This is a genomic window from Lacunimicrobium album (assembly GCF_052161635.1).
Taxonomy (GTDB): domain Bacteria; phylum Planctomycetota; class Planctomycetia; order Planctomycetales; family Planctomycetaceae; genus SXPC01.
On the sequence record NZ_CP197413.1, the window covers coordinates 783,188 to 807,598 of the forward strand.

Below are 24,411 nucleotides of genomic sequence, written 5' to 3' on the forward strand. Positions count from 1 at the left end.
TCAACGATTTCCGTTACAGGCACAGGGATCGCTCACCGCCCGATCGACTGCCCCGATCCCGAACGTCTCGAGCTTGCTCCGTGCAGCTTGATCGATGCTCTCCCGAGGACCTCTTCCAGTTGCTGCTGCAGGTCGGGGTTGCAGGAGACGTTCATTGTGCCGGGAGTCGCGAGGGTGAGGCGGTAGCGGTCCTCGGGCTGGGCGTCGTCGTAGGAATCGACGAAGACGATGACCGAGGTTTTTCCAGGGTGGTTCTTAAGGATCTTGCGGACCTTCTGAACATCAGCGCTGGTGTGAACGCCTTTGGCGATGCGGATCGAAAGGTGCTGGGTGAAGTCTTTGCGGGCCTGGTCGATCGTCATCATCTTATTGACGATGATGTTGGGCTCGTTGCGTTTGTTATCGACGCGCCCCAGAATGATGCGGATGGCGTCGGCTTCCAGTAGAGGTTCATAGTCCGCGAATTGGTCCGACCACATGATGCAGCGAATGACACCCGTGCCGTCTTCGAAATCGAAGTTCGCATACCGGCTGTTGCCGTTGCGGCTTGGCTTTTTAGACATCACTTTCTTGATCGAGGAGACCATGCCGCCGAGGACAACTTCGGCGCCGTCTTCGAGATCCTTGATATCCACCATGTTATGCGTCGCGAATGAAACCAGCTGGCTTTCGAACTCGGCGAGCGGGTGGCTGGAAAGGTAAAAGCCGAGGATTTCTTTCTCGGCAGCGAGCTTCTGTCGGTCATGCCAATCGGCGGCATCGGGGAGGTTAATGGCTTGTTCGCCGTTGGCTTCATCTTGAGCCTGCATGGCTTCGAAGAGAGAACGCTGGCCACGGGCTTTGTCGCGCAGCTTCGTGGCGGCGAGCTGGACGGCACGCTCGACCAGGAGCATGTGTTGCTCTCGGTTGGGGCCAAACGAATCGAGGGCACCGACCTTGATCAGAGTTTCCAGGTTGCCCTTGGTCAGGGCTTTGGGATCAACTCGCTCAGCGAGATCGAGAATGTTTTTGAACGGGCCGTTGGCTTCGCGCTCTTCCACCATCGCGATGACAGCATTGGTTCCGACTCCTTTGACGGCCCCCAGACCGAAGCTGAGTTTCTTGCCGACGACTTTGAACTCGACATCGGAGCTGTTGATGTCGGGCGGGATGACTTCGATCTTCATCCGCCGGCAGTCATCGACGTGCTCTGCGATCCGCTCGCTACTTTCCATTCCGCAGGAAAGAAGGGCGGCCATGAACTCATGAGGGAAGTGGGCCTTCAGGTACGCCGTCTGGTAAGCAATCGCGCCGTAGGCGGTACTGTGAGATTTGTTAAAGCCGTAGCCCGCGAATTTCTCGATCAGGTTCCACAGGTCGTCCGCCTGCTCGCGCGGCATGTTGTTCTTCTCGGCACCACTCAAGAACTGTTCTTTGTTCTTGGTCATGATGTCAATTTTTTTCTTGCTGATCGCCTTAATGCACTGGTAGGCAGCGGACAGCTCGATCCCTCCGACGCGGTTGAGAATCCGCATCACCTGTTCCTGGTAGACCATGACGCCGTAGGTCTCATCCAGGACGGCATCGACGAGCGGGTGGACCTTCGGAATCGGCTCGCGGCCGTGCTTGACGTTGACGTACGTCATGACCATCCCCCCTTCGAGAGGGCCGGGACGGTAGAGCGCAGAGGTCGCGATGATGTCGGCGAATTTATCCGGCTTCATTTTCGTGAGCAGGTCACGCATCCCGCCGGACTCCAGTTGGAAGATCCCTTTCGTTTCGCCACGCTGAAGAAGGGCGAACGTTTCCTTGTCGTCGAGTGGGAAATCAATCGGCTTCATGTTGAAGTCGGGAAAGTTCATCCGAACGTTTTTGACAGCTTTGTCGAGAATCGTCAGGTTGCGCAGCCCCAGGAAGTCCATCTTCAGCAGACCAGCTTTTTCGACGTCGGTCCACTGGGTGATGATGTCTTCTTTACCGGTGATCCTCTGTAGCGGAACGATCTCCATCAACGGGCGATTCCCGATCACGACACCGGCGGCGTGCGTACCGACGTTCCGCGCCAGACCTTCGAGCGCCATCGCGACATCCATCAATTCCTTGATCTCGGAATCGGAGTCATACATCTGCTTGATGTCGGGAGACTCTTCGAGGGCCGATTTGACAGTGACTTTTAAGTCTTCCGGGACCAGTTTCGCGATCTCATTGACACGCATCAGGGGTATGCCAAGCGCGCGGCCGACGTCGCGGATCGCGGCTTTGGCCTTGAGAGTTCCGAACGTGCCGATCTGTGCGACGTTTTCCGAGCCGTATTTGTCTTTGACATAATCGATGACCATCTGTCGTCGGTCGCGACAGAAGTCGATATCGATATCGGGAGCTTCCGTTCGGGAAGGGTCGAGAAAACGCTCGAAGAGCAGGTCATATTGAATCGGGCAAACATCGCCCAGTCCAAGCAGGTACGCGACAAGGGCTCCGCAGGCCGACCCCCGCGCGGTACAGGGGATGTCGTGAGAACGGGCAAAGCGAGCGAAGTCCCAGACGATCAGGAAGTAACTCGCATAGCCCATCTTATTGATGACTTTGAGTTCCTGCTCAAGTCGATCGAGATAGACCTGGGCAGGATTTTCCCCATAACGCCAGATGAGACCTTCGTTGCAGAGTTCTCGCAGATACTCACTATCAGTGCGACCCGGCGGCGGTGCGAAGACCGGAAAGTGACGGGCTTTGAGGTCGATCTGAATATCGCAGCGGTCCGCAATTTCCTGGCTGCGTTTGACGGCTTCGTGATGCTTGCCGAAGACCTTGTACATTTCCTCCGGCGTGCGGACGTGAAACTCACAGCCATCGAGTTTCATCCGTTTCTCATCGCTGCGCATCGCCTTGGTGTTGACGCACAGGAGAATATCGTGATTGGAGGCATCTTCTTTATTGAGATAGTGGGCATCGTTGGTCGCGACGAGAGGGAGCCCAAAGCGATCCGCGAGACGAATGGTTCCTTCCATGCAGTCCTTCTGGATCTGCACGCCCGAGTCCTGGATCTCCAGGTAAACGCGGTCGCCGAAGTTCTGCTCATACCACTTGAGAAGACGCTCAGCCGATTCATCATCTTCTTTGAGGATATAGTGAGACAGCTCACTCGATGCACAGCCGGTCAGGCAGATGAGCCCTTCACTGTGGGCGGCGAGGAGGTCTTTATCGATCCGGGGTTTGTAGTAAAAACCCTCCAGATAGGCGATGGAGGCCATCTTGATCAGATTATGAAAGCCCGTCTTGTTCATCGCCAGCAGCGTGAGGTGAAAGCTGGCTTCCTTCATGCGGGTCGCGCCGCGGTCCGTGCGTTTCCCGGGGGCGACGTAGGCTTCGTAGCCGATGATCGGGTTGATGCTCGCTTCTCGGCATTTTGAATAGAATTCGAGCGCCCCGAAGAGATTCCCGTGGTCCGTGATGGCCAAGGAATTCATGTTGTTTTCTTTGCACTTTTTCAGCATCGAGGGGATGCGGTTGGCCCCATCGAGCAGACTGTAATGCGAGTGGCAGTGAAGGTGGGCGAAGGGACCAGTCAAAATGGAAGTTGCTGAATCTACTGGTTCGTTCCTGACCACATCGATCATCGTGTCGCTCCGTCCTGAAATGCAATTGCGTACCTGCCGGCCTGGGCTGCTTCATGGTATCAAATAAACGCGTTATTTTCTAATTGACGCGTTCACAAACAGCTGGGCAATGAGGTTATTAAGAATCGACAAGGGCGTTCTTGCGAAAGTTGTCGCTAACGGGTACTTTCGAACGCATCGGAAAGTGTTCACCTGTCTTGAGAGATTCGAAGTTCGAGGATTTTCATGTCGAAACTGCTGCCCAGCGTGCTCTTTGTTGCCGTTCTGCTGTTCGGACAGGCTGCCTTTGCCCAGGCGACTAAGCCCCTGAAAGCACTTCTGATCGCAGGAGGCTGTTGTCACGATTATCCGGGCCAGCATAAGGTCCTCAGTGAGGGGATTCAGGCGCGGGCGAATGTGCAGGTCGATGTCATCTGGACCGACGACAAATCAACCAAGCCGCCGCTGGCGCTGTTTGAGAATCCCAACTGGGCAGATGGTTACGACGTCATTATTCACGACGAATGTGCTGCGGATAATAAGTCTTCTGAAGCAATCAAAAATATTCTGACAACTCACCAGAAAATCCCGGCCGTTCACCTGCACTGCGCGATGCACTCGTTCCGAGACGGCTCGGACAATTGGCCTAAACACCTGGGAATTCACTCGACGTCTCACGGCCCACAGGAGCCGATCGCCGTTAGTTTTCTCGACTCCGATCACCCGATCACCAAAACGCTGTCTGATTGGACGACGATCAAAGAAGAGCTCTACAACAACGTCAAAGTCTATGACATCACTCCACTGGCTCGCGGCAAGCAGGTCTTTCAGCGAAACGGCAAGGAAGTCGTCGATGAACACGTTGTCGTCTGGACGAACGAACGAGCCGGGGCTCGCAGCTTCAGCACCACTCTGGGCCACAACACGAAGACCGTCGAAGACCCCCGCTATCTCGAACTGCTGACACGCGGCTTACTCTGGTCATGTGACAAACTGAACGATGACTACCTGAAGCCATTCACTGGCAAAAACACGGTTAAAAAGATTGAGAAGCCGGTTGTCTCCCAAGCTCCCCCGAAGAAAAAATACCCTGACGATGGTCGAGGACTGGCAGCGACCGTTTCCGCAAGCAGCGAAGAAACGGGCAAGGATAACTACGCCTGGAATGCGATCGATGATGATCTCGAAACACGCTGGTGTGCGAGCAATGGGGACTACCCACAGACATTAACTCTGAAGTTTCCTTCGCCGCAGAAGGTCAACACGATCAAGCTCGACTGGGAAAGCCAGTCGGTCTACCGCTACCGCGTCGAAGGAACAGCTGACGGCGATAACTGGAATGTCCTGCTCGATCGAACCAACAATCGCGAAAAGATCACCACAGCTGAGAAGCTCGATGGCTCGATGGAAATCACTTCTCTGCGAATCGTCGGCGTTGGTGGGCCGAATGGGGGCTGGTGCAGTATTCGTGAAGTGAAGCTGACCGGCGATAAATTCGACCGAATCGAACTGCAGGAAGGCTGCTGCGGCCCCGACCCGAATTCGGACGAGGCGATTTACAAACGACAAGGGAATATCCCCCCTCGCATCGAGAAGCTGACCGCTGAGCAGGAAGCAGAGATCCTCAAGGACGTCAAAGTCGCCGATGGTTTTGAAGTCACGCTGTTTGCTGCTCCGCCTGCGGTCAACTACCCGGTCTTCGTCGCGGCTGCCCCTGACGGAACAGTGTTTGTCAGCTCGGATGGAAACGGATCACTGGGACGCAATGCCAAGCGTGGTCGTATCATTCGACTGAAAGATCACGACGGCGATGGACGCGCGGACGAAACGAAAGTCTTCTGTGAAGTCGATGCCCCGCGCGGGCTGATCTGGGACAAGGACCGCCTCTACCTGATGCACCCGCCGCATTTGAGTGTCTACATTGACCGTGATGGAGACGGCGTCGCTGATGAAGAGAAGATTCTCGTGAAAAATCTTGCGTTCGCATACGACAAACGACCAGCCGACCACACAACGAACGGCCTCTCCATGGGCGTCGACGGCTGGATCTACATCGCCGGCGGTGACTTCGGATTCACGAAGGCCGAAGGGGCCGATGGTCGTACACTGACGCATCGTGGCGGCGGGGTCATTCGTGTTCGCCCGGATGGAACCGGTCTGGAACTCTATGCCACCGGGACGCGGAACATTCTCGAAGTCGCGATCAGCCCGACCATGGACATGTTCACTCGCGATAACACCAACGACGGCGACGGTTGGAATGTCCGCTTTCACCATTTGCTCCAGGCTGGTGATCACGGTTATCCCAAATTGTACAAGAACTTCGCCGATGAAGCGCTTGCCCCCCTGGCTGACTACGGCGGGGGATCTGGTTGCGGGGCGGTTTACATTGACGAGCCAGGGTTCGGAAGCTGGAACAATGCACCGTTCACCGTCGATTGGGGAACGGGAGCAGTCTTTCATCATAAAGTCGAACCCAACGGCGCGACGTTCAAAGAGACTCGCAAGCCTGAACCATTCATTCGTATGACTCGTCCGACCGATGCGGATGTCGATGCCAACAGCCGGGTGTATGCCGCGAGTTGGAAAGGGGCGACGTTTGACTGGGCGGGACCGAACGTCGGGTACATCGTTTGTGTAAAGCCCAAGGGGTTCAAGCCAGAACCACTGCCGGATTTTGCGAAAGCAAGTGATCAGGAACTGATGGCATTGCTAAATTCAGACAGCTATCGTCGTCGAGTGGAAGCACAGCGGGAGCTGGGACGACGCGGGAAGGATCCAACGGATAAGGTCATCGCATCGATCACAGGGAAGCAAACAGCCGAGCGCCAGTTCATCGGCAAGTTGCCAGAAGGAGCAACTGATGCAGAGATCCTGAAAGGACTGACATCGACTGATTCCGTCACGCTGCACGTTGCGATCAACTCAGCAGCTAAGCGACAACTGATTGCTCCGACTCTGCAACTTCTCGGTCAAGCCAGTGTTGAGGAGTCGAAAGGGGTCACACGTGCCCTGGCGAAGATGCACGATGCCAAGACGGTTGATGGATTGATCGCTGGATATCAGTCAGCGAAAGATCCTCAGGTGAAGACGAACATCCTGTCCGCCCTCTGCCGCCTCTACAACAAAGAAGCGGACTGGGACGGCGAGTCCTGGGGCACCCGCCCGGATACGCGCGGGCCGTATTACAAGCCAGTGACGTGGAGCGAGTCGCCTCGCATTCTGGCTTTTCTTGATCAGACGATGAACTCGGCTGGTCACGAGCAGGCCACCTTTCTGCTGACGGAGATGGCCCGCAACCGCATCAACGTCGATAAGGCGCTGACGACACTCATCGCGAAAGCCTTGAAGGACGACAGCTACGTCGCTGAAGCCGTTTCGCAGTTGGCCAAGCGGGATGATCTGCCTGCTGAAGCAGAAGCAATCGCGATGAAAGCGGTGAAGTTGTCATCGTCGAATGATCAGATTCTGCTGGATAGTGTTGACTGTCTGACACGAATTCCATCGGCCGGCGTCCTGCTGCCGATTCTCGAGGCACTCGCGCGACTCGATGCCAATCCGCAACCTGCAAAGATGGCGAAGGCTATCAAGTCAATCGAGCAATCCCGCACGCTCGAAACGTCGATCAGTCAACTTCAGCAGGTCGCATCCAGCCCGTCCAACAAACTGGGAGTGTGGGCCGATGTGGTTCTGCTCTCACTGGCGAACGGCAAGCAGACGAGCGTCGAAGGACGCACGCGAGCCTCGGAGGTGTTGACGCAAGCCTGGGCGAAAGCCTCTCGTCGTCCGCAATTGCTCAATGCATCACTTAAGTCCAGGAACGTCTTCCTCGAAGACCAGATTCTGGAGACAGCCGCTGATTCGAAGTCAGAATTCAACACGCTGGCCAAACAGGTGAAGTCAGAACTAAAGCTCAAAGACCGCGCCCCAGACCGGACACCAGTCATCAAAACTCTCAAGCCGGAAGAGGCGATTGCCCAGGCAGTCTCGACGAAGGGAGACCTTGCATTCGGCGAGCGTCTGTTCGTCAAAGCTAACTGCGTCGGCTGCCACGCTGTGACGAAGGATGCCCGACAGATTGGACCTTACCTGGGTAACATCGCTAAGACCTACAAGCGTCCTCAACTGGCGGAAGCGATCGTGCTGCCGAATAAGACAATTGCTCAGGGGTTTGCGACCGTCACCATCGCCTCCTCAGAAGGAAAAATCTACACCGGGTTCGTCGTCAAGGAAGAAGCAGACCGCGTTGTCATTCGTGATGCCAACGCAGCTGAGTTCGTCATTCCGAAAGGCGACATCGAACAGCGCGCCAATATGGAAACATCAATCATGCCCGAGTCAGTGGCTCACCAGCTGACGGTGTTCGAACTTGCCTCCCTGGTCGACTACCTGGAAGAACAAGCGAAGCATCAGTAAGTGATGTCTGGTTGAGGGAAGGTAAGACTGCAACGCAGAGTTCGCTGAGTTGAGCAGAGAACGCAGAGGAGATCACGGGTGGCTGGGGTCAGGATTTCCAGCTGACCCCAGTTCATCGCGCAACTCACTCCTGCGTGACGTTCAACCGACAGAAATCCGGTTATGCAAAACTCTCTCTCCCAAGTCATGTGAGTAAATCCAGGAACCCAACTCCTCAAGAAACTCCGCGACCTCTGCTCTCCCCTGCGACCTCTGCGTTCCAGTCTCTCCGGCCTTCCTCAGTCAGCGTTCGAGACAAGGAATCTCTCAGACGGATTGGTCGCGGGACGGATATGAACTCGATGATCCGCCGCATCGATCACTGCAGCGTCATGCTCAGCAATGACGACCGTATGCCCGCCCGCAGTGAGTTCCTGGAGCGTCGTCCAGAGCTTGGCGATCTCGCTGGCATGAAGGCCTGCGGTTGGCTCGTCGAGCAGGAAGAGTTTCTTCTTGGCGGAGATCGTCACAATGTTGGTCGCAATTTTCAGACGCTGGGTTTCCCCGGAAGAGAGGGTGCGAGTCGGCTGGCCTAAGCGAATGTAGCCCAGCCCGAGTTCGCGCATGACCTGAAGCTTCTTCTGAATGCTCATCTGCGAACGAAAGAAAAGAAATGCTTCATCGACACTGAGGTTGAGTACCTCAGCGATCGAAAGTCCACGGTAACGAGCATTAAGGACTTCAGGGAGATAACGAGTCCCATTGCACTCGGGGCAGACGACCGAGACAAGAGCAAGGTGCTTGAGGTCGACCTCGACTTCACCGACACCCGTGCAGCGCGGGCAGCGGCCACCCCCTTCGACGTGCAGGGAAAAGTAACGCGAGTTCCAGTTGCGCAGTTGGGCTTCCATCGACTCCGCAAAGAGATCACGGATCTCCGGCATCAGCTTCATGATCGAAGCAGGCATGCTGCGTTTGCTGCCACTGATGCGTTCCTGGTCGACGAGGACAACTTCATCAAACAAACCGGTTTTCGTTCTCGTTTTCTTTTTGCTGGTTGCATCCTCCGATGGTTGCCCTTGTGCCCACCCAAACAGGACTTCTTTCAGGAACCGACTCTTACCTCGCGGACCGGTCACAGCATTGATCCTGCCGAGAAGAAGCTTAGCGTCCTTGAGGTCGAAAGTCGTCGAAGGCAGATCGTCAAGTTTGGCCCACGAGCGCTTCTTGGGCGGTTCGGAAATGCTGAGCGTGAGTGACTCAGGTTTCGCGTACCACTCTTTTGACGGACCATTGAAAATGACGGTACCACCCTCCGTGCCGGCGCCCGGGCCGAGTTCGATGATCCAATCCACAGACGAGGCGAGCATCGAATGATGATCAACGACGACAACCGTATTGCCAGCATGGACAAGTTGCTTCAAGGAGCCGATGACATCGCTGAGGACTTCGTCGCTTTGGCCAGGACTGAGTTCATCAATGATCAGCATCGATTCCACCGGGGCAAGCATGTTAACGCTCGTCAGAAGCAGACGAGTCCGCTCGCCGCCCGAGAGTTCGCCATAACGCTGACCCACATGAAGATGACCAAGACCGAGTTCAATAAGAACGCGACAGACGTCAATGAGTTGCTGACGGGCGTTGCGAACAACGACATTGGTTTCCTCGGCCATACTGTGTCGAAGCAGTCGTTCGTAAAGCTCTGACGACGTCAGTGAGAGCAGTTCACGAAATGTGAGTTTCATGAAACCAAAGGCATTTTCATCCGTCTCACCGGTCGGTTCATCCCATGACCAGGACGGCATGACGACCCAGCGGTCATCCTTCCAGCAGTAGGGCAATCGTGAGTAGATGTGCTGCTCGAAGATACGTCCCGAGTACTCAATCGAACCCGTATCACTTTCGACAAGGACGACACAACGCCCTTCGCCTTCCATCATCGACAGCTCGATGCTTTCATGAATGCGTCCGCGATCCTCGGCCTGAACTTTGACACGATCAATGACTTGAAGCTTGCGAGTTTTATCAAGCGAGATGAGACGCGCCGGATCAGTATTTGGACTCGGTGTTTCGGTCGGGAACCCAATAACGGCTCGTTGCCCCTCTGCAGTCGCAATCAACTCATCCGTCAACGTTTCCGCAGTCCAAGTCCGGATACGCTCCCCGCAGACAGGACAGTGAATCTCGCTGCCACGCACAAAAAGCTGACGCACTGCCTCATCGGCGTCAAGAACTTCCCAGACCGGTTTGCGTTTGGGAAAGCGATCCCCTTCGTTGGTGATCAGCAGGCAGTTCACCAACCCGTCCGCATGATCCAGTGCGGGCGTCTTGACGCCACTGAGTTGCTGGCGAATCGTCGGCGAGAAGGTCTCCAGATATCGACGCTGAGACTCCGCAAAAATCGTCTCCACAACCAGCGAAGATTTCCCCGCACCGCTGACACCCGTGACGAGAATGAACTTACCCAGCGGTAGTTCGACACTGATCTCTTTGAGTGTCCGTTCACGGACGCCAGTCAGTTGGAGCGTCTTCGTCGTCGCGATACTCAACTCTGATACACTCTCACAGCTATTGATTCGGCCAACACGCCATTCCGTGAGAGCAACGGATTTCTAATCCGTTGGTCGTGGGATTGAATCCCCTCTGGCGACGTTTTCAGGATAAGTGCACCTGGCGGGATTCGAACCCACGGCCTGCGGTTTAGGAAACCGCCGCTCTATCCTGCTGAGCTACAGGTGCTGGTTTTGAAAGTCTATGACAACGTCCTGACAGATTCAATCTGCTGTGGTTCGACTTGAATCGGATCGTGCACGTTTGGCGTGTTCTGTCGTCCTTACAAATCCAACGTATGAAAACGAAATCGGGCTACGCTGTTATCTCGCGACTGTCGATGGAATATGTATCGATTATGACGATGATAACGTACCGAGCTCAGCCTGTCTGACTCGGTCGAACATCTTTCTCCTGCGAATTGACGGGATCGAGACAGATTTTCTCAAGAAGTCTGTTCTCGATGGCGACAACTCGCGGGACAAAATGCTCTGGGGGGAGCGTTTTCACGATGATGATTTACCATAACGCCGGTACCAGGACGGTCCGCGCGGCAGTGGCAGCATGCCTGTTTTCAGGCATGATCGCCGGCCCCGCCCTCCTGGCCTATGAACCGCCACTCAAACCTGCACCCATTGAGGAAGCCTTCCTGCTTCCCGTGCCGGTCCCTGGCGTATTACCAACGACGACGAATGCACAGCCTGCGACCGGCAGTGCACCGGTTACACCCGCGGGAGTCGCGAAGGTGCCCAATTCGTCACCCGCGACGTCTGAAGAGATTCAGCGTCAGATTTCTGATAACGTCAATCGCATGCAGACGTTTGATCAGAAACATCTGGGCGATACCGTCAGTGATGAAGAGCTTCAGAGAGTCTTTAAAGACTTTAAGATTCAGAAAGCCGCGTCGTCTGATGTGACGACACGCCAGCAAGCCGTCAGGGAACTCCCCTTTCGTCAGATGTCTCAGAAGGACCAGATGCGTTGCCAGCAGGTCCTGAGCAAAGTCAGTTTGTATCGTCACATGCCGACGATCTCGTTCGAAGTTGATCCTCAGGCGTATCAATACTTCGTGTCGCATCCCGACGTGGCCGTCGCCATTTGGCGAGGTCTCGGCGTCACGAAGATGAATCTTTATCAGACCGGACCCCAGGAGTACGAATGCGACGACAAAGCAGGAACGCAGGCCGTTGTGGATTACCTCTTCCGTGGAAACGGGGTGCAGGTCGTCTACGTCGATGGAGACTTTGCCAGCCCGTTCCTCAACAAGGCGATCCACGGCTCAGCGATCTTCGCACTCAAATCAGAACTCAAGCCACAAGCTGACGGACGCTTCTTCGTGACGCATACAGCGGATGTCTTCATCAGCTTCCCGTCCACAGCGATCGAGACGGCCGCCAAGCTGATCTCGCCGATCAGCAATGTCATCGCGGATCGCAACTTTCGCGAAGTGAGTCTGTTTGTCCACACCATGTCAAAGGCGATGCAGAACCAGCCTTCATGGATAGAGCAGATGGCCAACCGGATGGACGGCGTCCTGCCCGACCGAAAGGCTGAGTTGATCAGCTTAACAGCGACCGTCTACAACGACGAGCGACGACGTCAGCAGTCATTGACAGGTGTTGTGCCAGCGATGAAGCAGGGGCAGTGAAAAGAGCTTCGCTTGCCTCTCATCAAACCAGCAAATGAATGCTTGTGATTGCCTGTCGACCACCCTCATCCGCCCTTCGGGCACCTTCTCTCCTCAAGGGAGAAGGAATGGAACACGGCTCCCCTCCAGGGAGACGGAACTCTATCACGTCGCGACATCGACACTGACATTGAGTTGGTGGTTGCCGCCGCCAAGGTAGACACCTTTGATCGGGGGGACGTCGTTGTAGTCACGTCCCCAGGCGAGGGTGACGTGTTCGAGATTGGGGAAGATGTTGTTGGTGGGGTCTGAGTCGACCCAGCTGAGATACTCGCCGCAATAGGCCGAGTACCAGGCATGCGAGGCATCGGTCCCGACGAGCCGAGGTTTTCCTGGAGGCGGGTAGGTTCGCAGATAACCGCTGATGTAGCGGGCTGCCAGCCCAATGGAACGCATGCCCGCGATTGCAAGGTGAGCGAAGTCCTGACAGACGCCAGAGTGGTGACCGAAGACCTCCGCAACGGAACTGGTCACGGTCGTGGTTGTCGGATCGTAACGAAAGTCTTTGTGGATGCGCGACGTCAGATTCGCCATCGCTTCAAGGATGGGACGCCCCGGCGTAAACGAGGCTTTGGTGTAATCGCGCAGTTCCGCGAATGATTTGACGTGCTGGGTGTCATAAAGATACTCAGCTGCTTCGAGTGCCCCCGGTGACTGTCGGCTTTCGAGCTCGCGTTTAATTTCTTCCCACGCCGGGGATTGCTGCAGCGGAGGAAGAATACGACCGTTAACGGTGATATCACTCAGGGCGGTGACGGTCAGCTTGTCATAGCCTTCGTTGAACGAAAACAGCGACATCTGGTTACCAAAAGGGTCTTCCAGATCGGTTCTGACGGAAGGGCTGGGAGTAATATCCAGACGAGTGTGATGAACCTTCTGCGAGGCAATGCTGCGAGGAAACAACCAGGCCGCATTGTGACAGACCGAAACCCGTTCGTCGCCGGAGTACACCGTGGTGTGTGTGATTCTGTATTTCATAATGTGTTAATGATTTCGTAGACGCCTAAGCCTCTTCCGCTCCGAAGCTGGTAATGTGACGCGGGATGCCGGAGTGAACCAGGTACTTGCGGATGATGACATCGCTGAAGGACCGCAGCAGATTCTCAGACGTGATGAGTAGATCGTTCATCTTCGAATCAGGGGCCGAGACGAGTCGTTCGAAGGTCAGCTGTCGGACATGATCGATCGCCTGAAGAACAATCCGTTTTTCATCGGCGAGCAGTGGATCAGTGACATCATTCGGCAGGCGGTCGACGTGAGAGACGATCGCCGCCAGTTGGAAGCCCAGTGAATGCGGATTTGTTTCGTCAGTCAAGGCAAGGTCGAGGACGGCGTGGTGCTGGAGGTTATTGAGATAACGGTTGCGATACGTCATCTTGCAATCAAGAAGCTCCAGCAAGATCTTGAGTGTCGCCTTACTGCGCAGGTACTGGGGCTCCATCACGCTTTGCAGCACACGGACGATATCAACCCCACGCTGAATGCGTCGTCCGAGATCCAGAAACCCCCACGATGGACCACGAATCATCCCTTCGTGAACCAGCCCGCTGACCGATGCCAGATTGATCATCAGTTGATTGAGCATGTTGAGAGATTCAATGTGCTCATCGGAGAAACGTTTCGAATTCGCCTGCAGGAATGTCTTCCCTGTATGATCGATCTGACGCCAGGTTTCCGGAGACAACCAGTCACGAGTCAGCGACGCCAGCCGGACCATCTCGTTGAGCGAAGCTCCCAGACCGTTCGGATCTTTTCGATCAAAAATCTGGAGAGGTAACGCCGTTTCGAGCGGCGGCAGATTCGTATCGAGGCCATCGACAGCATAGTCAGCTTCGATGATGCCCTGGTGCGCCATCATGCGCGTCAACGGAATCATCTCCGTGTTGTCGATGGTCGCTTCGATGGTCAGACGCTCGAGAGCCATCCGGTACACACGAGTCAAAAAATCGGCTCGCTCGATCGCCTGCCCCAGCCAGTAGAGATTGTCAGCGACCCGACTCGGGAAGAGTGCCCCGGTCCGTTTGAGCGGGACAGGTTTATCTTCAGCCGCCAGTAGCGTCACATCATCGATCGGACCATCCGCGAGAACCCAGAGATCTTTGCTGCAGAAGCCCGCATTGATCGAAAGTTCCATCGGAGAAATCGTCTCAGCGACACGAACCAGACCGCCATGCATCGTGTGATAGCGATCTTCATCCGCAACAACATATGCACGAACTGCCGCGTGACCGCACTGAACCTGCCCCTGGCTCCAGATCGGCAGCGACGAACGCGCGACCTTGGGCTGAGCGATAAACTCCCACGGACGTAAACGCAGCTGTTCCCGCAGTGTTTCACGAGCAGGCTGCTCCATCTGGCTCGTGACGTACTCAGTCCCGCCTGAGGGTTGGAAGGCGGACTTGATGACGAGATCATCAAACTTCTGCTCGACGATTTCCCGTTGACCTTGATCGCCGCACCAGTACGTGGCGATGGAAGGAATGAGAAGCTCTTCACCCAGCAGCTCTTTGCACAGCGTCGGCAGGTACGCCATAAACACGGGGGATTCGATCAACCCACAACCAGGAGCATTGCAGACCGCAACATTCCCTTTGCGGATCGCCTGAAGAATTCCGGGCACGCCATGAGCATCCATCCCGCCAAGTTCCAGCGGATCGATCCCCGCTTCGCGCCCACGCGAAACGATGACATCAATCGGCATCACACCGGCGAGCGTCTTCAGCCAGACTTTGTCGTCGCGAACCGCAAGGTCGCCCCCTTCGACGAGGGTGTAGCCGAGATAACGGGCCAGATAGGCGTCTTCGAAATAATAAGGACTCAGAGGACCGGGAGTCAGAACAACGATGCGCGGGTTATCAGTGCGTCGCGCAACTTTCAGCTTGAGAATGTTCTGCAGGTGAACGTAAAACGAAGCCAGTCGCTGGACGGGAAGCTGTTGCTTCATCTGCGGCATCGCGCGAGAAATGACGACCCGGTTCTCCAGTGTATAGCCCAGTCCAGGAGGCGCCTCCGTCCGGTCTGCCATCACCGCCCAGGTCCCATCCTGAAGTCGAGCCAGCTCGGCCGAGTACAGCGTCAACGCAAACGGGTCAACATGATGAAGATGTCGAAACGGCCGCTGGTAGCGATGATTGGCATACAGCAATTCCGCCGGCAAAATTCGATCAGCGATCAGCTTTTGATGCCCATAAAGATCCTGGACCAGCAGGTTGAGCAGACGGGCCCGCTGTGTCAGCCCTTCACTGACGGTCTGCCATTCCGCAGCCGTGAGGATCAACGGGATCAGATCGAGATGCCACGGACGTTGCCCCGTTTCGTTTCCAGAAAACGCGTTGAACGTAACGCCGTTCTCGACGAGCATCTTGTCGGCAAACGATTCGCGACGCGTCATTTCGTCGGGAGAAAGTCGACTGAACAGCCTGGCAAACTGCTGCCACCGCGGACGCAATTGTCCATTCGGATTGCACAGTTCATCATAGACGCCGTTGGGAGCCTGGTAACGCAGAGTCATTTCTGGTTCTGTGGCCGAGATCATTGAACTTCTTTATCATCCAGAGCGAGGTTCAGTGTTGGCTGGAGATCATAAGTTGACAACGTGGTTTTCCGCAATGTCGAGCGAATCTCAGAATTGTAAGGGTTGATGGAATCTATCAGATAATGCGATCTATTCACTCCGCTGACCAGGTCCACACATGTACTACATTAAGGTTGAATGGATCCACGATTGTGATGATCCAGTATTCCTGTTCTCAGAGCTGGACATGAATCGTTACGAGATCAGAAAAGTTGAAGTGTTTCGTGATGGCTCAATGAGTTTTGCACCGCCATCGCAAGATCTTACAGGAACGGCATTAGGAATCGTTCCTGTTCCTGAATTGAATGAGATAGCCGAAGATCCTCAATTTGTACCTCATTCGATCTCAAAGTCAGAATTTGAGACAGTGTGGCGAAAGGCAACCGCTGGTTAGAGTGAGAATTTGTAGTTCACCTTATCTGAAAATACGAATTGCCTACACCGTTAAAGATTTAGCAATGAATAGCTAAACGGAGAGTTCCAACTCTGTTTCCTCTGCTCCCCTCCGCGTGCCCTGCGTTCCAGTCTCTCTAAATCAATCCCAGCGACGCAAATCCAGCGTGTGCTGAACATCCGGCGGGAGTTTCGTTGGGATCGGCTGGAACGGCCCTGGAGTATGTCCAAATTTAAAGAAGCGGGCCATGCGACGTGACTCGGCTTCCAGGCCGTTGACCGGGAAGGTCGCCGGGTTCAGGCCACCAGGGTGATCGACGTGATAGCGACATCCCCCCAGGCTTCGTCCCATGGGCAGGTCGACCAGATCAATGACCAGCGGCGTGTGAACCGGGATCGTCGGGTGCAGGCAGCTTGGCGGTTGCCAGGCACGATAGCGAACGCCGCTGACCCATTGACCCGGCGTATCCGTCGGCTGCAGCGGCAGGATGCGTGAGTTGGCGCAGACCGCATAACGGTCGTTGTACAGCCCCTTGACGAGGACCTGAATCCGTTCGAGCGAGGAATCGACATAGCGAGTCGTACCGCCACCACCCGGTTCTTCACCAAGGACATACCAAGGCTCGATCGCCTGACGCAGCTCGATGTGAATGCCGTTGTACTCAACTTCCCCGACGACCGGGCAGCGGAAGTAACGGTGCGTCTTGAACCACTCGTCCCGGAACGGGAAGCCGGCCTGATTCAGATCGCGGATGATGTTCGAGAGGTCCTGCTCCAGGTAATACGGCAGCATGAACCGATCATGCAACGCCATCCCCCAGCGGGCCAGTTTATGGACGTACGGCGTCTCAGCAAACATCGTGACCAGAGAGCGAACGAGCAACTGCTGGACAAGGCTCATCTCGGCGTGCGGCGGCATCTCGAAGCCACGAAGTTCAACGAGTCCCAGACGCCCGGCTCCATGGTCTGGCGAATAGAGCTTATCGATGCAGATCTCAGCGCGGTGCGTGTTACCGGTCAGATCGATGAGCAGGTTACGGAAGATCCGGTCGACCTGCCATGGCGGAATCCAGCCGGCTTCCGGGATTTGGTCGAACGCAATTTCGAGTTCGTAAATCGTATCACGACGACCTTCATCAACACGCGGTGCCTGACTTGTCGGTCCGATAAACTGACTGGAAAACAGGTAAGACAACGACGGGTGGTTGACCCAATAGCAGATCAGACTTCGCAGCAAATCAGGCCGGTTCAGAAACGGACTGAGGGACGGAGTCGGTCCACCCATCACGATATGGTTCCCGCCGCCAGTCCCGGTGTGTTTGCCATCGAGCTGGAACTTCTCAGTCCCCAGACGCGTCTGTCGAGCTTCTTCATAAAGACCAAGGGTGATCGCCTTCATCTCGTCCCAGTTTCCCGCTGGCTGGACGTTGACTTCGATCACACCTGGATCGGGAGTCACTTTCAAAAATTCGATCCGCGGATCATGCGGCGGCATGTAGCCTTCGAGAACCACAGGCTGGTTGAGAGCTTCTGCCGTCTGCTCAATCGCAGCCACGAGTTCGAGGTAATCTTCGAGAACCCCGATGGGAGGCATAAAGACGTGCAGCCGACCGCTACGGTGTTCGACGCAGACCGCTGTTCGAACGACCGATTCCGTTGACCATTCTTCTCGCTCCGCGCGAGTCCCCTCTTCTTTCGTGAGACGATCACGCCACTCCTTGAGTGTTTCCTGTGGCTGATCGAGTTCGAGTTCTGCAAATCGACTGCGAGCCTGTTCGCGGATCGAGACGTTTGGCTGCTTCAGATTCAGCGGCTTCACGGCGCGTCGAATTTCCTGATAGTTGGGGAGCGGAACGCGTCCTTCAAACGGGTCTCGCTCGTAAATATCGGGACCTTGTGTCGTGGACGAAGTCGGCAGAGCATCCAGAGGCAGACGCAAACCAATCGGCGAATCGCCCGGAATCAGGAAGAGTCGCTGACTACGAAACGGCCATGGTCCAGAACGCCACGCAGCCGCTGATTGCCACCACGCACGCGTCAAAGGCAGCACATAGCCGACAGGACGGGCGATACCACGCTCGATGACTTTCGCCAGACGTCGTCGGTCTTCTTCATCGGTCAGGTCGAACTTGGAGAGATCGACATCAACGGGCAGACGCTGCTCCTGATTGATGACTTGCCACACATCTTCATAGGCAGGACGAATCCATTTGCCTTCGACTTCGAGACGATCCGCCAGCTCGCAAATAAAGGCGCCTGCTTCCTGATCGGTGATCTCGGGCATCAGGTGATCAGGATCCTGCAACTGCGGGTTGGTCCAGATCGGCTCACCATCTTTACGCCAGATGCACGAGTAAGCCCAGCGCGGTAGCGACTCGCCGGGATACCATTTTCCCTGCCCCATGTGCAATAAGCCGCCGGGAGCAAACTTCTCGCGCAGTCGTCGCAGCAGTTTCCCGGACAGACGTTGTTTGTCGAGGCCGACAGCGGCGGTGTTCCACTCGGCACCTTCCATGTCATCGATCGAGACGAAGGTCGGCTCGCCACCCATCGTCATCTGGATGCCGAGCTTTTCCAGACGCTCGTCAACCTGATAGCCGATCTTGTCGACCTCGTTCCAGCTTTCGGGCGTGAACGGTTTGGTCACGCGAGGCTCTTCGTGAATTCGTGTCAGCGTCATCGCGAAGTCAAATTCGACCTCCGATTCCGAAACGCCCCCTGAAATGGGAGCAGCCGACTGAGGGTCAGGCGTCGCAGCCAGAGGAATATGACCTTCGCCTGTGAGAAGCCCTGAAGTCGGGTCCATCCCGATCCACCCGGCCCCCGGGATAAAAACTTCCGCCCAGGCGTGAAGGTCAGTGAAGTCGGACGCAGGACCTTCCGGCCCTTCAATCGGCTTCAGATCCGGGATCAACTGGATGAGGTATCCCGAGACGAAGCGCGCCGCGAGTCCCAGATGCCTTAAAAGCTGAACGAGCAGCCACGCGGAATCGCGACATGAGCCCAGTCGTTTTGCCAGAGTCTCTTCCGGCGTCTGAACGCCAGGTTCCATGCGAATGATGTAATCGATGTCTTTCTGGAGCTGCGTGTTGATCTCGACGAGGAAGTTGACCATCTTCCTCGGCGTACGGTCGATACTGGCAAGATATTTCGCGAAATGAGGCCCTTCGTTGGGCTTGGTTTCCAGAAACGGCTTCAGATCTTTCTCGAGAATTTCCTCGTACTTAAACGGAAATTTGTCTGCGTAGTCTTCCACGAAAAAGTCGAACGGATTAATCACCGTCATGTCGGCAACGAGATCGACAGTCACCGAAAACTTCGGCGTCGGTTCGTGAAAAACCAGTCGCGCTAGGTAATTGCTGAATGGATCCTGCTGCCAGTTGAGAAAGTGGGTCTCAGGTTCGATCTTCAGAGAATAGCTGAGAATCGGCGTGCGGGCGTGAGGGGCAGGGCGCAAGCGGACAATCTGGGGACCCAGCGTAACGAGGCGGTCATAATCATAGACCGTCTTGTGATGCAGCGCGACACGGATGGACATGGAGAGCCTTAAACAATGTTGGTGTCAGTCAATGATCAATCAGTCAGGAAAATCGATCAGTGATGACGTCGTGGTCGAACTGGTGAACGAGAGGCGCGACAAAGTCGCGCCGGTTTACGATTGCTTTTGAGTTTGTGTGGACACACCACTCTCAGTTGTCTGAGACTGAACTTGTTCCTGAATCGGCGAAAGTTCGAAATAGGCATGATAGATCGCCTGTCCGATATCACTGACTTTGGTCTGGATATCGTCGACAAACTGGTGAAGTCCTTGTTGAATGACATCTTCAATCGACAGATCAGAGAGCTGTTGATCCACCTGAGCCAAAAGATACTCAGGGTCACTTTGCTCGGACGCTGGCTGATGAGCCATGACATGCTGCGAGTCCTGGATGATCGAATGCAGCGAGGCCCGCGTCGTGGCAATGCAGTAGCGCACTGATCGCGGGAAGTGTCGGTCGAGCAGCAGAAACTCTGCGACGTTCTTCGGCTCAATCCGACCGTAAACCTTGCGGTACATCAGCAGGGCACTGCTGGATTCGAGCAACGCAGACCATTGGACGATGTCGTACGTCGAGCCAACCTGAGAGGCTTTCGGAAGCAGAATGAAATATTTGACATCCAGGATGCGCGACGTCATGTCCGCTCGTTCGAGCAGACGCCCCATCTGCGCGAAGTTCCAGGCTTCGCCGTGAGACATGGTCGCTTCCATCGCGCCGATCATCTGGTGACTGGATCGTTTGACCCGGTCAAGAAACTGGCTGGGGTTCTTGAGGATCTCGTCGGCATGCTGTTCTGCTTCTCGCACACGCAGATAAAACCGGTTGATCGATTCCCACATCGCGACACTGATGACTTCGCGAATCGTCCGCGCATTCTCTCGTGCTTTGAGCAGGCTCGACATGATCGAGTTCGGATTCTCACGATTAAAGATGAGAAACTCGAGCACATTGCGGCGCGTGTACGTGCGATAAAGCTCTTCATACTGCTTCGTATCGCCATTAGCAAAAATCAGTGACGACCACTGCCCATCCGGATTATGGGCATCACCCAGCGAAATACTCTGCGTGACATGAATAAACCGCGCAATGTTTTCTGCGCGTTCCAGGTAACGCGTCATCCAGTATAAACAATCTGCAACCCGACTAAGCATTGGTGACCTTCGAGGTGAGTGACTTCAGTGTGTGAATGTCCGATGTTATCTGACTACGTCAAGACCCAGGTGTCTTTTGAACCGCCACCTTGCGAGGAGTTGACGATCATCGATCCTTCCTTCAAAGCGACCCGCGTCAGGCCGCCCGGCAGGATGTAAAACTCCTTGCCATATAGGATGAATGGACGCAGGTCGACGTGTCGAGGACGGACATCATCACCTGCAATCGTCGGGACTGTCGAAAGATTGAGCATCGGTTGCGCGATGAAGTTACGCGGATTCGCTTTCACTTCCGCAGCCGTCTTCTCACGCTCAGCGGCCGTCGACATCGGGCCCATGAGGATCCCATATCCGCCGGACTCATTGGTCGGCTTGACGACGAGTTCTTCCAGGTGTTCCAGAACATATTTCATGCTGTCCGGTTCGGAACACAAGTAGGTCGGGACGTTCGGCAGGATCGCCTCTTCTGACAGGTAATACTCAATGATTCTCGGCACGTAAGCATAGACCGCTTTATCATCCGCGACGCCCGTTCCCGGGGCATTGGCGATCGTGACGTTCCCTTTGCGATAAACTTCCATCAAGCCGGGAACACCGAGAGCCGAATCCGCCCGGAAGGCGAGGGGATCAATGAAATCGTCGTCAATACGTCGGTAAATGACATCGACTCGTTTGAGGCCGTGCGTCGTTCGCATCTTGACGTAGCCCCCGTCGATCACCAGATCAGGCCCCGTGACGAGTTCGATCCCCATCTGCTGGGCCAGGAAGCAGTGTTCAAAGTACGCTGAGTTGTAGATGCCCGGCGTCAAAAGAACACAGACCGGGCCATCGTTCTCAACGTCAGTAGGAGCCGTCTGCTGCAGTGTCTGGAGCAGACGCTCTGGATACTCTTCGACGGGGGCAATCGATGTCCCCGAAAAGATCTCCGGTAGCACGAACTTCATCAGATCGCGATTCGCGAGCACATAAGAGACGCCGGACGGGCAGCGGAGGTTGTCTTCCAGAACGTAAATCTGGCCGTCGGTATGACGGATCAGGTCAGTTCCGGTGATATGGGTCCATACCCCTTGAGGTGGTCGGAAGCCCATACATTGCTTGCGAAAAGTCTTGGCAGAAAAGACCAGCTCGGCGGGGACGACGCCGTCTTTCATGATCTTGCCATCAGAGTAAACGTCATCGAGAAAGAGATTCAGGGCACGGATCCGCTGGATCAGGCCACTGTGCATCAACTCCCAATCAGACGACGTGATGACCCGAGGCAGGACATCAAACGGCCAGATCTTCTCGTTACCGTCGGAGTGCCCGTAAACGGCAAATGTGATCCCGCGTTCGTGAAGAAGTTCTTCCGCGGTCTGCTGACGTTTTTTCAGCGAGCCGGGAGTCATGATGTCCAGACTGTGAGCCAGATCTGGATAGCGAGGCTGCGAGGTAGCGGAGAAGAATTCGTCGTAAACGCCATCACAGGCATAGTCAGGTTTCATGCGCACGTTTCTCAAGGATGTTTGGTCGTGATTGACTACCGACCACTTTGCAAACAACGTACCGCAGACGTATGTGGGAAATCCGGGAGCATCACTGCTTAATAAATAAGCAGAATCTGCGGATTCACCCAAATCAATGCCTGCTTTTTACGCTAGCGAAAATTCACGACGAACATGTCAGGCATCCATCAGCGCACTCAGGTCGATCAGATGCACCTGTCGACCGCCCGTATGAGGGGAATCGATGGCCACGAGTCGACCTGATGGACTGGAACGCGGGTGGGTATCACAACGCCACTCGCCGGTGTATTCCTTCGGCGATGGGAATCGCCCTAATTCAACTTTCCGGCCTGTCGGGAGATGAACGAGGTGAGGAATCTGGAATCGTTCCGATTCGCGCGGATAGGAGTCGTTTAAGATCCAGTTTGGGAACTGCCACGGGAGATAAGTCAGGTGGGCATCCCAGGTCATCACTTCAGGAAGCATCGGCTCCGCTTGATCTGTCTGATCAGTATAGAGCCAATAATTCTTCCCACTGTTGTGCGTCGACCACGCGGCGATGTGGTCCGGGTCACGCCAGATGAAGTGCGAGAAATGACCCGAGTTTTCGAGCAGATGGAGGTCAGATCCATCGGTTCCAATCGTAAAGACACGCGTGTAGAAGGGCTGCTTATACTGGTAGTCAGGATCACCGACCCGATGGTCTCGCCAGCGACTCAGGAAAATCAACCGTGTCCCGTCCGTATTGCACAGCAGGTGGTTGAACCAGTGCCATTTCGTCGAGAGGTCCCCATCGGGATACGGAACCGCAGCAGCCTGGGCGATGGAGAAGATCAGCTTTGATTCGCCCGTGGCGAGATCAATTCGCCAGATGCCGAGTTCTTCCGGGGCTTTCTGATCGCGATACGATTCTTTGACGCCGGGATAACCGTACCCCGGACGATGGTTCTGGATGCGGGCGAAGTCGGAGGCGTAACCGTATTTGCCGTCTGGACTAAGGGTGTAAATGGCCCGGTCGATCGTCCGCTTTTTTCCCGACTGAACATCGAGAATGTGGGCAACAAAGTGATCGCCTTCGCGGTCATTCCAGATGATTTCTGACTTAGACCCGGGAATCCATTGCAGCATACACCCCTGCTGCCAGCCCCAAGAACGGGATTGGCCCAGTTCGACCCACTGATCATTGTGAGCGGTATCGATCATGCCGACCTTGAGAACATCGTCCGCGGTCGGAGAACGATGCTCGAAATCGACCTGATTGGATAGGACGAGTTTTTCCGTCGGGTCGAACTCGAGTTTGTCGTAGTACCCAAACCAGTGATACTTCGGGCCGCGTGTGATCGTGCGAACCGGGAGGTTCAACTGTTTTTCCGAAGCGAATGCTCCCCGGCTGCCAAGCGATGCTCCCACGAGTGAGCTGGTCAAGATCGTGTTGAATTGTCTTCGTGAGAGCGCGATGCGAGCCATTCCGGGAATCCTTATGCAAGGCCAGTGGCACAGGCATTCCTGCCTGTGTGATCGGACAGACAGGAATGTCTGTCCGACCAACAACGGATATCGCATCGATTTTAGCAGATGGGTCAGCTGGCGTCGTCAGGATTCTGCTCGGTTTCGTCAGAAGGCGCGTTTGATATTCCGCCATGGAATTCCGGATAGCGTTTCCAGGCGTAAGTCCATTCCATCCACATCCGCATCAGGGACCAGAGCAGGCGCATCTTGACCAATGCTTCCCCAGACAGGCGGCTCTGGCTGGCGGTTGACTGCAACGCCGCGTCGGCCAGTCCCCAGCGGACGCCGAGTTGTTTGCAAAGTTCGTCAGCGAGGAGTTCGCCATCTTCTTCGTCGTCGAGATAGCCGGCTCCTTCGGCGGTGACGAAGAATTCAAACAGTTGCTCACGGTAAGGCGACATCTCGAGCGGCTGTGACTTCTCGTTGGCTCTGAGCACGAGTTGTTCGATCTGGACGAGAATCTGTTCAGCAAGCGGGAGGTCTTCGTTAAGTCGGTTATGCGGCGCGTCGTGGGGCATGGAAAAGGGTTCCGTCAGAGGAAATTGTCTTACAGATGGCAA

Annotated in this window: 12 protein-coding genes and 2 tRNA genes; 4 read left to right on the forward strand and 10 right to left on the reverse strand. The window is 55.3% G+C overall.

All coding sequences use genetic code 11. The features are described 5' to 3' along the window. Window positions 1-32 precede the first annotated feature (32 nt). Complete coding sequence (dnaE, locus tag SH248x_RS03085) at window positions 33-3,593, reverse strand: DNA polymerase III subunit alpha (protein WP_459557057.1); 3,561 nt, start codon at window positions 3,591-3,593, stop codon at window positions 33-35. A 225-nt stretch (window positions 3,594-3,818) separates the two neighbouring features. On the opposite strand from dnaE, the gene SH248x_RS03090 reads away from it, so the two are divergent. Further along, window positions 3,819-7,988, forward strand: coding sequence for a DUF7133 domain-containing protein (locus SH248x_RS03090; RefSeq protein ID WP_459557058.1), 4,170 nt, complete (start codon window positions 3,819-3,821; stop codon window positions 7,986-7,988). A 278-nt stretch (window positions 7,989-8,266) separates the two neighbouring features. Here the strand turns inward: SH248x_RS03090 and SH248x_RS03095 are convergent, their stop codons facing one another. After that, complete coding sequence (locus tag SH248x_RS03095) at window positions 8,267-10,516, reverse strand: excinuclease ABC subunit UvrA (RefSeq protein ID WP_459557059.1); 2,250 nt, start codon at window positions 10,514-10,516, stop codon at window positions 8,267-8,269. On the opposite strand from SH248x_RS03095, the gene SH248x_RS03100 reads away from it, so the two are divergent. Beyond that, window positions 10,503-10,619, forward strand: a tRNA-Arg gene (locus tag SH248x_RS03100). The genes SH248x_RS03095 and SH248x_RS03100 overlap by 14 nt on opposite strands. Window positions 10,620-10,632: 13 nt before the next feature. Here SH248x_RS03100 and SH248x_RS03105 read toward each other — a convergent pair. Beyond that, window positions 10,633-10,706: transfer RNA gene (locus SH248x_RS03105), tRNA-Arg, on the reverse strand. Between the two features lie 322 nt (window positions 10,707-11,028). Between SH248x_RS03105 and SH248x_RS03110 the strand changes: the two genes are divergently transcribed. Beyond that, complete coding sequence (locus tag SH248x_RS03110) at window positions 11,029-12,165, forward strand: hypothetical protein (protein ID WP_459557060.1); 1,137 nt, start codon at window positions 11,029-11,031, stop codon at window positions 12,163-12,165. Between the two features lie 144 nt (window positions 12,166-12,309). On the opposite strand, the gene SH248x_RS03115 is transcribed toward SH248x_RS03110, so the two are convergent. Together SH248x_RS03115 and SH248x_RS03120 are read right to left on the reverse strand one after the other, a co-directional pair. Continuing rightward, the gene (locus tag SH248x_RS03115) at window positions 12,310-13,182 is read right to left on the reverse strand and encodes a transglutaminase family protein (RefSeq protein WP_459557061.1); all 873 of its coding nucleotides are present in this window, start codon (window positions 13,180-13,182) and stop codon (window positions 12,310-12,312) included. Between the two features lie 25 nt (window positions 13,183-13,207). Beyond that, entirely contained in the window at window positions 13,208-15,739 is a 2,532-nt protein-coding gene (locus tag SH248x_RS03120; RefSeq protein ID WP_459557062.1) for a circularly permuted type 2 ATP-grasp protein, read from the reverse strand. 157 nt (window positions 15,740-15,896) lie between these two features. Between SH248x_RS03120 and SH248x_RS03125 the strand changes: the two genes are divergently transcribed. Beyond that, window positions 15,897-16,172, forward strand: a complete 276-nt coding sequence (locus SH248x_RS03125; protein ID WP_459557063.1) for a DUF6881 domain-containing protein — start codon at window positions 15,897-15,899, stop codon at window positions 16,170-16,172. A 141-nt stretch (window positions 16,173-16,313) separates the two neighbouring features. Here SH248x_RS03125 and SH248x_RS03130 read toward each other — a convergent pair whose 3' ends face one another. From SH248x_RS03130 to SH248x_RS03150, 5 genes are all read right to left on the reverse strand, one after another. Continuing rightward, on the reverse strand, window positions 16,314-19,709 hold the full coding sequence (locus SH248x_RS03130) for a transglutaminase family protein (RefSeq protein WP_459557064.1): 3,396 nt from the start codon (window positions 19,707-19,709) through the stop codon (window positions 16,314-16,316). 114 nt (window positions 19,710-19,823) lie between these two features. Further along, window positions 19,824-20,861 carry an alpha-E domain-containing protein gene (locus tag SH248x_RS03135; RefSeq protein ID WP_459557065.1) on the reverse strand — a complete coding sequence of 346 codons (1,038 nt, stop codon included), beginning with the start codon at window positions 20,859-20,861 and terminating at the stop codon, window positions 19,824-19,826. Window positions 20,862-20,914: 53 nt separating this feature from the next. Further along, window positions 20,915-22,342: a circularly permuted type 2 ATP-grasp protein gene (locus SH248x_RS03140; RefSeq protein WP_459557066.1), complete on the reverse strand. Its 1,428-nt coding sequence runs from the start codon at window positions 22,340-22,342 to the stop codon at window positions 20,915-20,917. A gap of 177 nt (window positions 22,343-22,519) precedes the next feature. Continuing rightward, the gene (locus SH248x_RS03145) at window positions 22,520-23,809 is read right to left on the reverse strand and encodes a hypothetical protein (RefSeq protein WP_459557067.1); all 1,290 of its coding nucleotides are present in this window, start codon (window positions 23,807-23,809) and stop codon (window positions 22,520-22,522) included. 113 nt (window positions 23,810-23,922) lie between these two features. Continuing rightward, a complete protein-coding gene (locus SH248x_RS03150; protein ID WP_459557068.1) occupies window positions 23,923-24,369 on the reverse strand; it encodes a hypothetical protein in 447 nt (148 codons plus the stop codon). Window positions 24,370-24,411 lie beyond the last annotated feature (42 nt).

Bases quoted from the DNA above. Each gene is read 5' to 3' on its own strand.
- dnaE (WP_459557057.1), bottom strand. From the start codon at position 3,593: ATGATCGATGTGGTCAGGAACGAACCAGTAGATTCAGCAACTTCCATT.
- SH248x_RS03090 (WP_459557058.1), top strand. From the start codon at position 3,819: ATGTCGAAACTGCTGCCCAGCGTGCTCTTTGTTGCCGTTCTGCTGTTC.
- SH248x_RS03110 (WP_459557060.1), top strand. From the start codon at position 11,029: ATGATGATTTACCATAACGCCGGTACCAGGACGGTCCGCGCGGCAGTG.
- SH248x_RS03115 (WP_459557061.1), bottom strand. From the start codon at position 13,182: ATGAAATACAGAATCACACACACCACGGTGTACTCCGGCGACGAACGG.
- SH248x_RS03120 (WP_459557062.1), bottom strand. From the start codon at position 15,739: ATGATCTCGGCCACAGAACCAGAAATGACTCTGCGTTACCAGGCTCCC.
- SH248x_RS03125 (WP_459557063.1), top strand. From the start codon at position 15,897: ATGTACTACATTAAGGTTGAATGGATCCACGATTGTGATGATCCAGTA.
- SH248x_RS03130 (WP_459557064.1), bottom strand. From the start codon at position 19,709: ATGTCCATCCGTGTCGCGCTGCATCACAAGACGGTCTATGATTATGAC.
- SH248x_RS03135 (WP_459557065.1), bottom strand. From the start codon at position 20,861: ATGCTTAGTCGGGTTGCAGATTGTTTATACTGGATGACGCGTTACCTG.
- SH248x_RS03140 (WP_459557066.1), bottom strand. From the start codon at position 22,342: ATGAAACCTGACTATGCCTGTGATGGCGTTTACGACGAATTCTTCTCC.
- SH248x_RS03145 (WP_459557067.1), bottom strand. From the start codon at position 23,809: ATGGCTCGCATCGCGCTCTCACGAAGACAATTCAACACGATCTTGACC.
- SH248x_RS03150 (WP_459557068.1), bottom strand. From the start codon at position 24,369: ATGCCCCACGACGCGCCGCATAACCGACTTAACGAAGACCTCCCGCTT.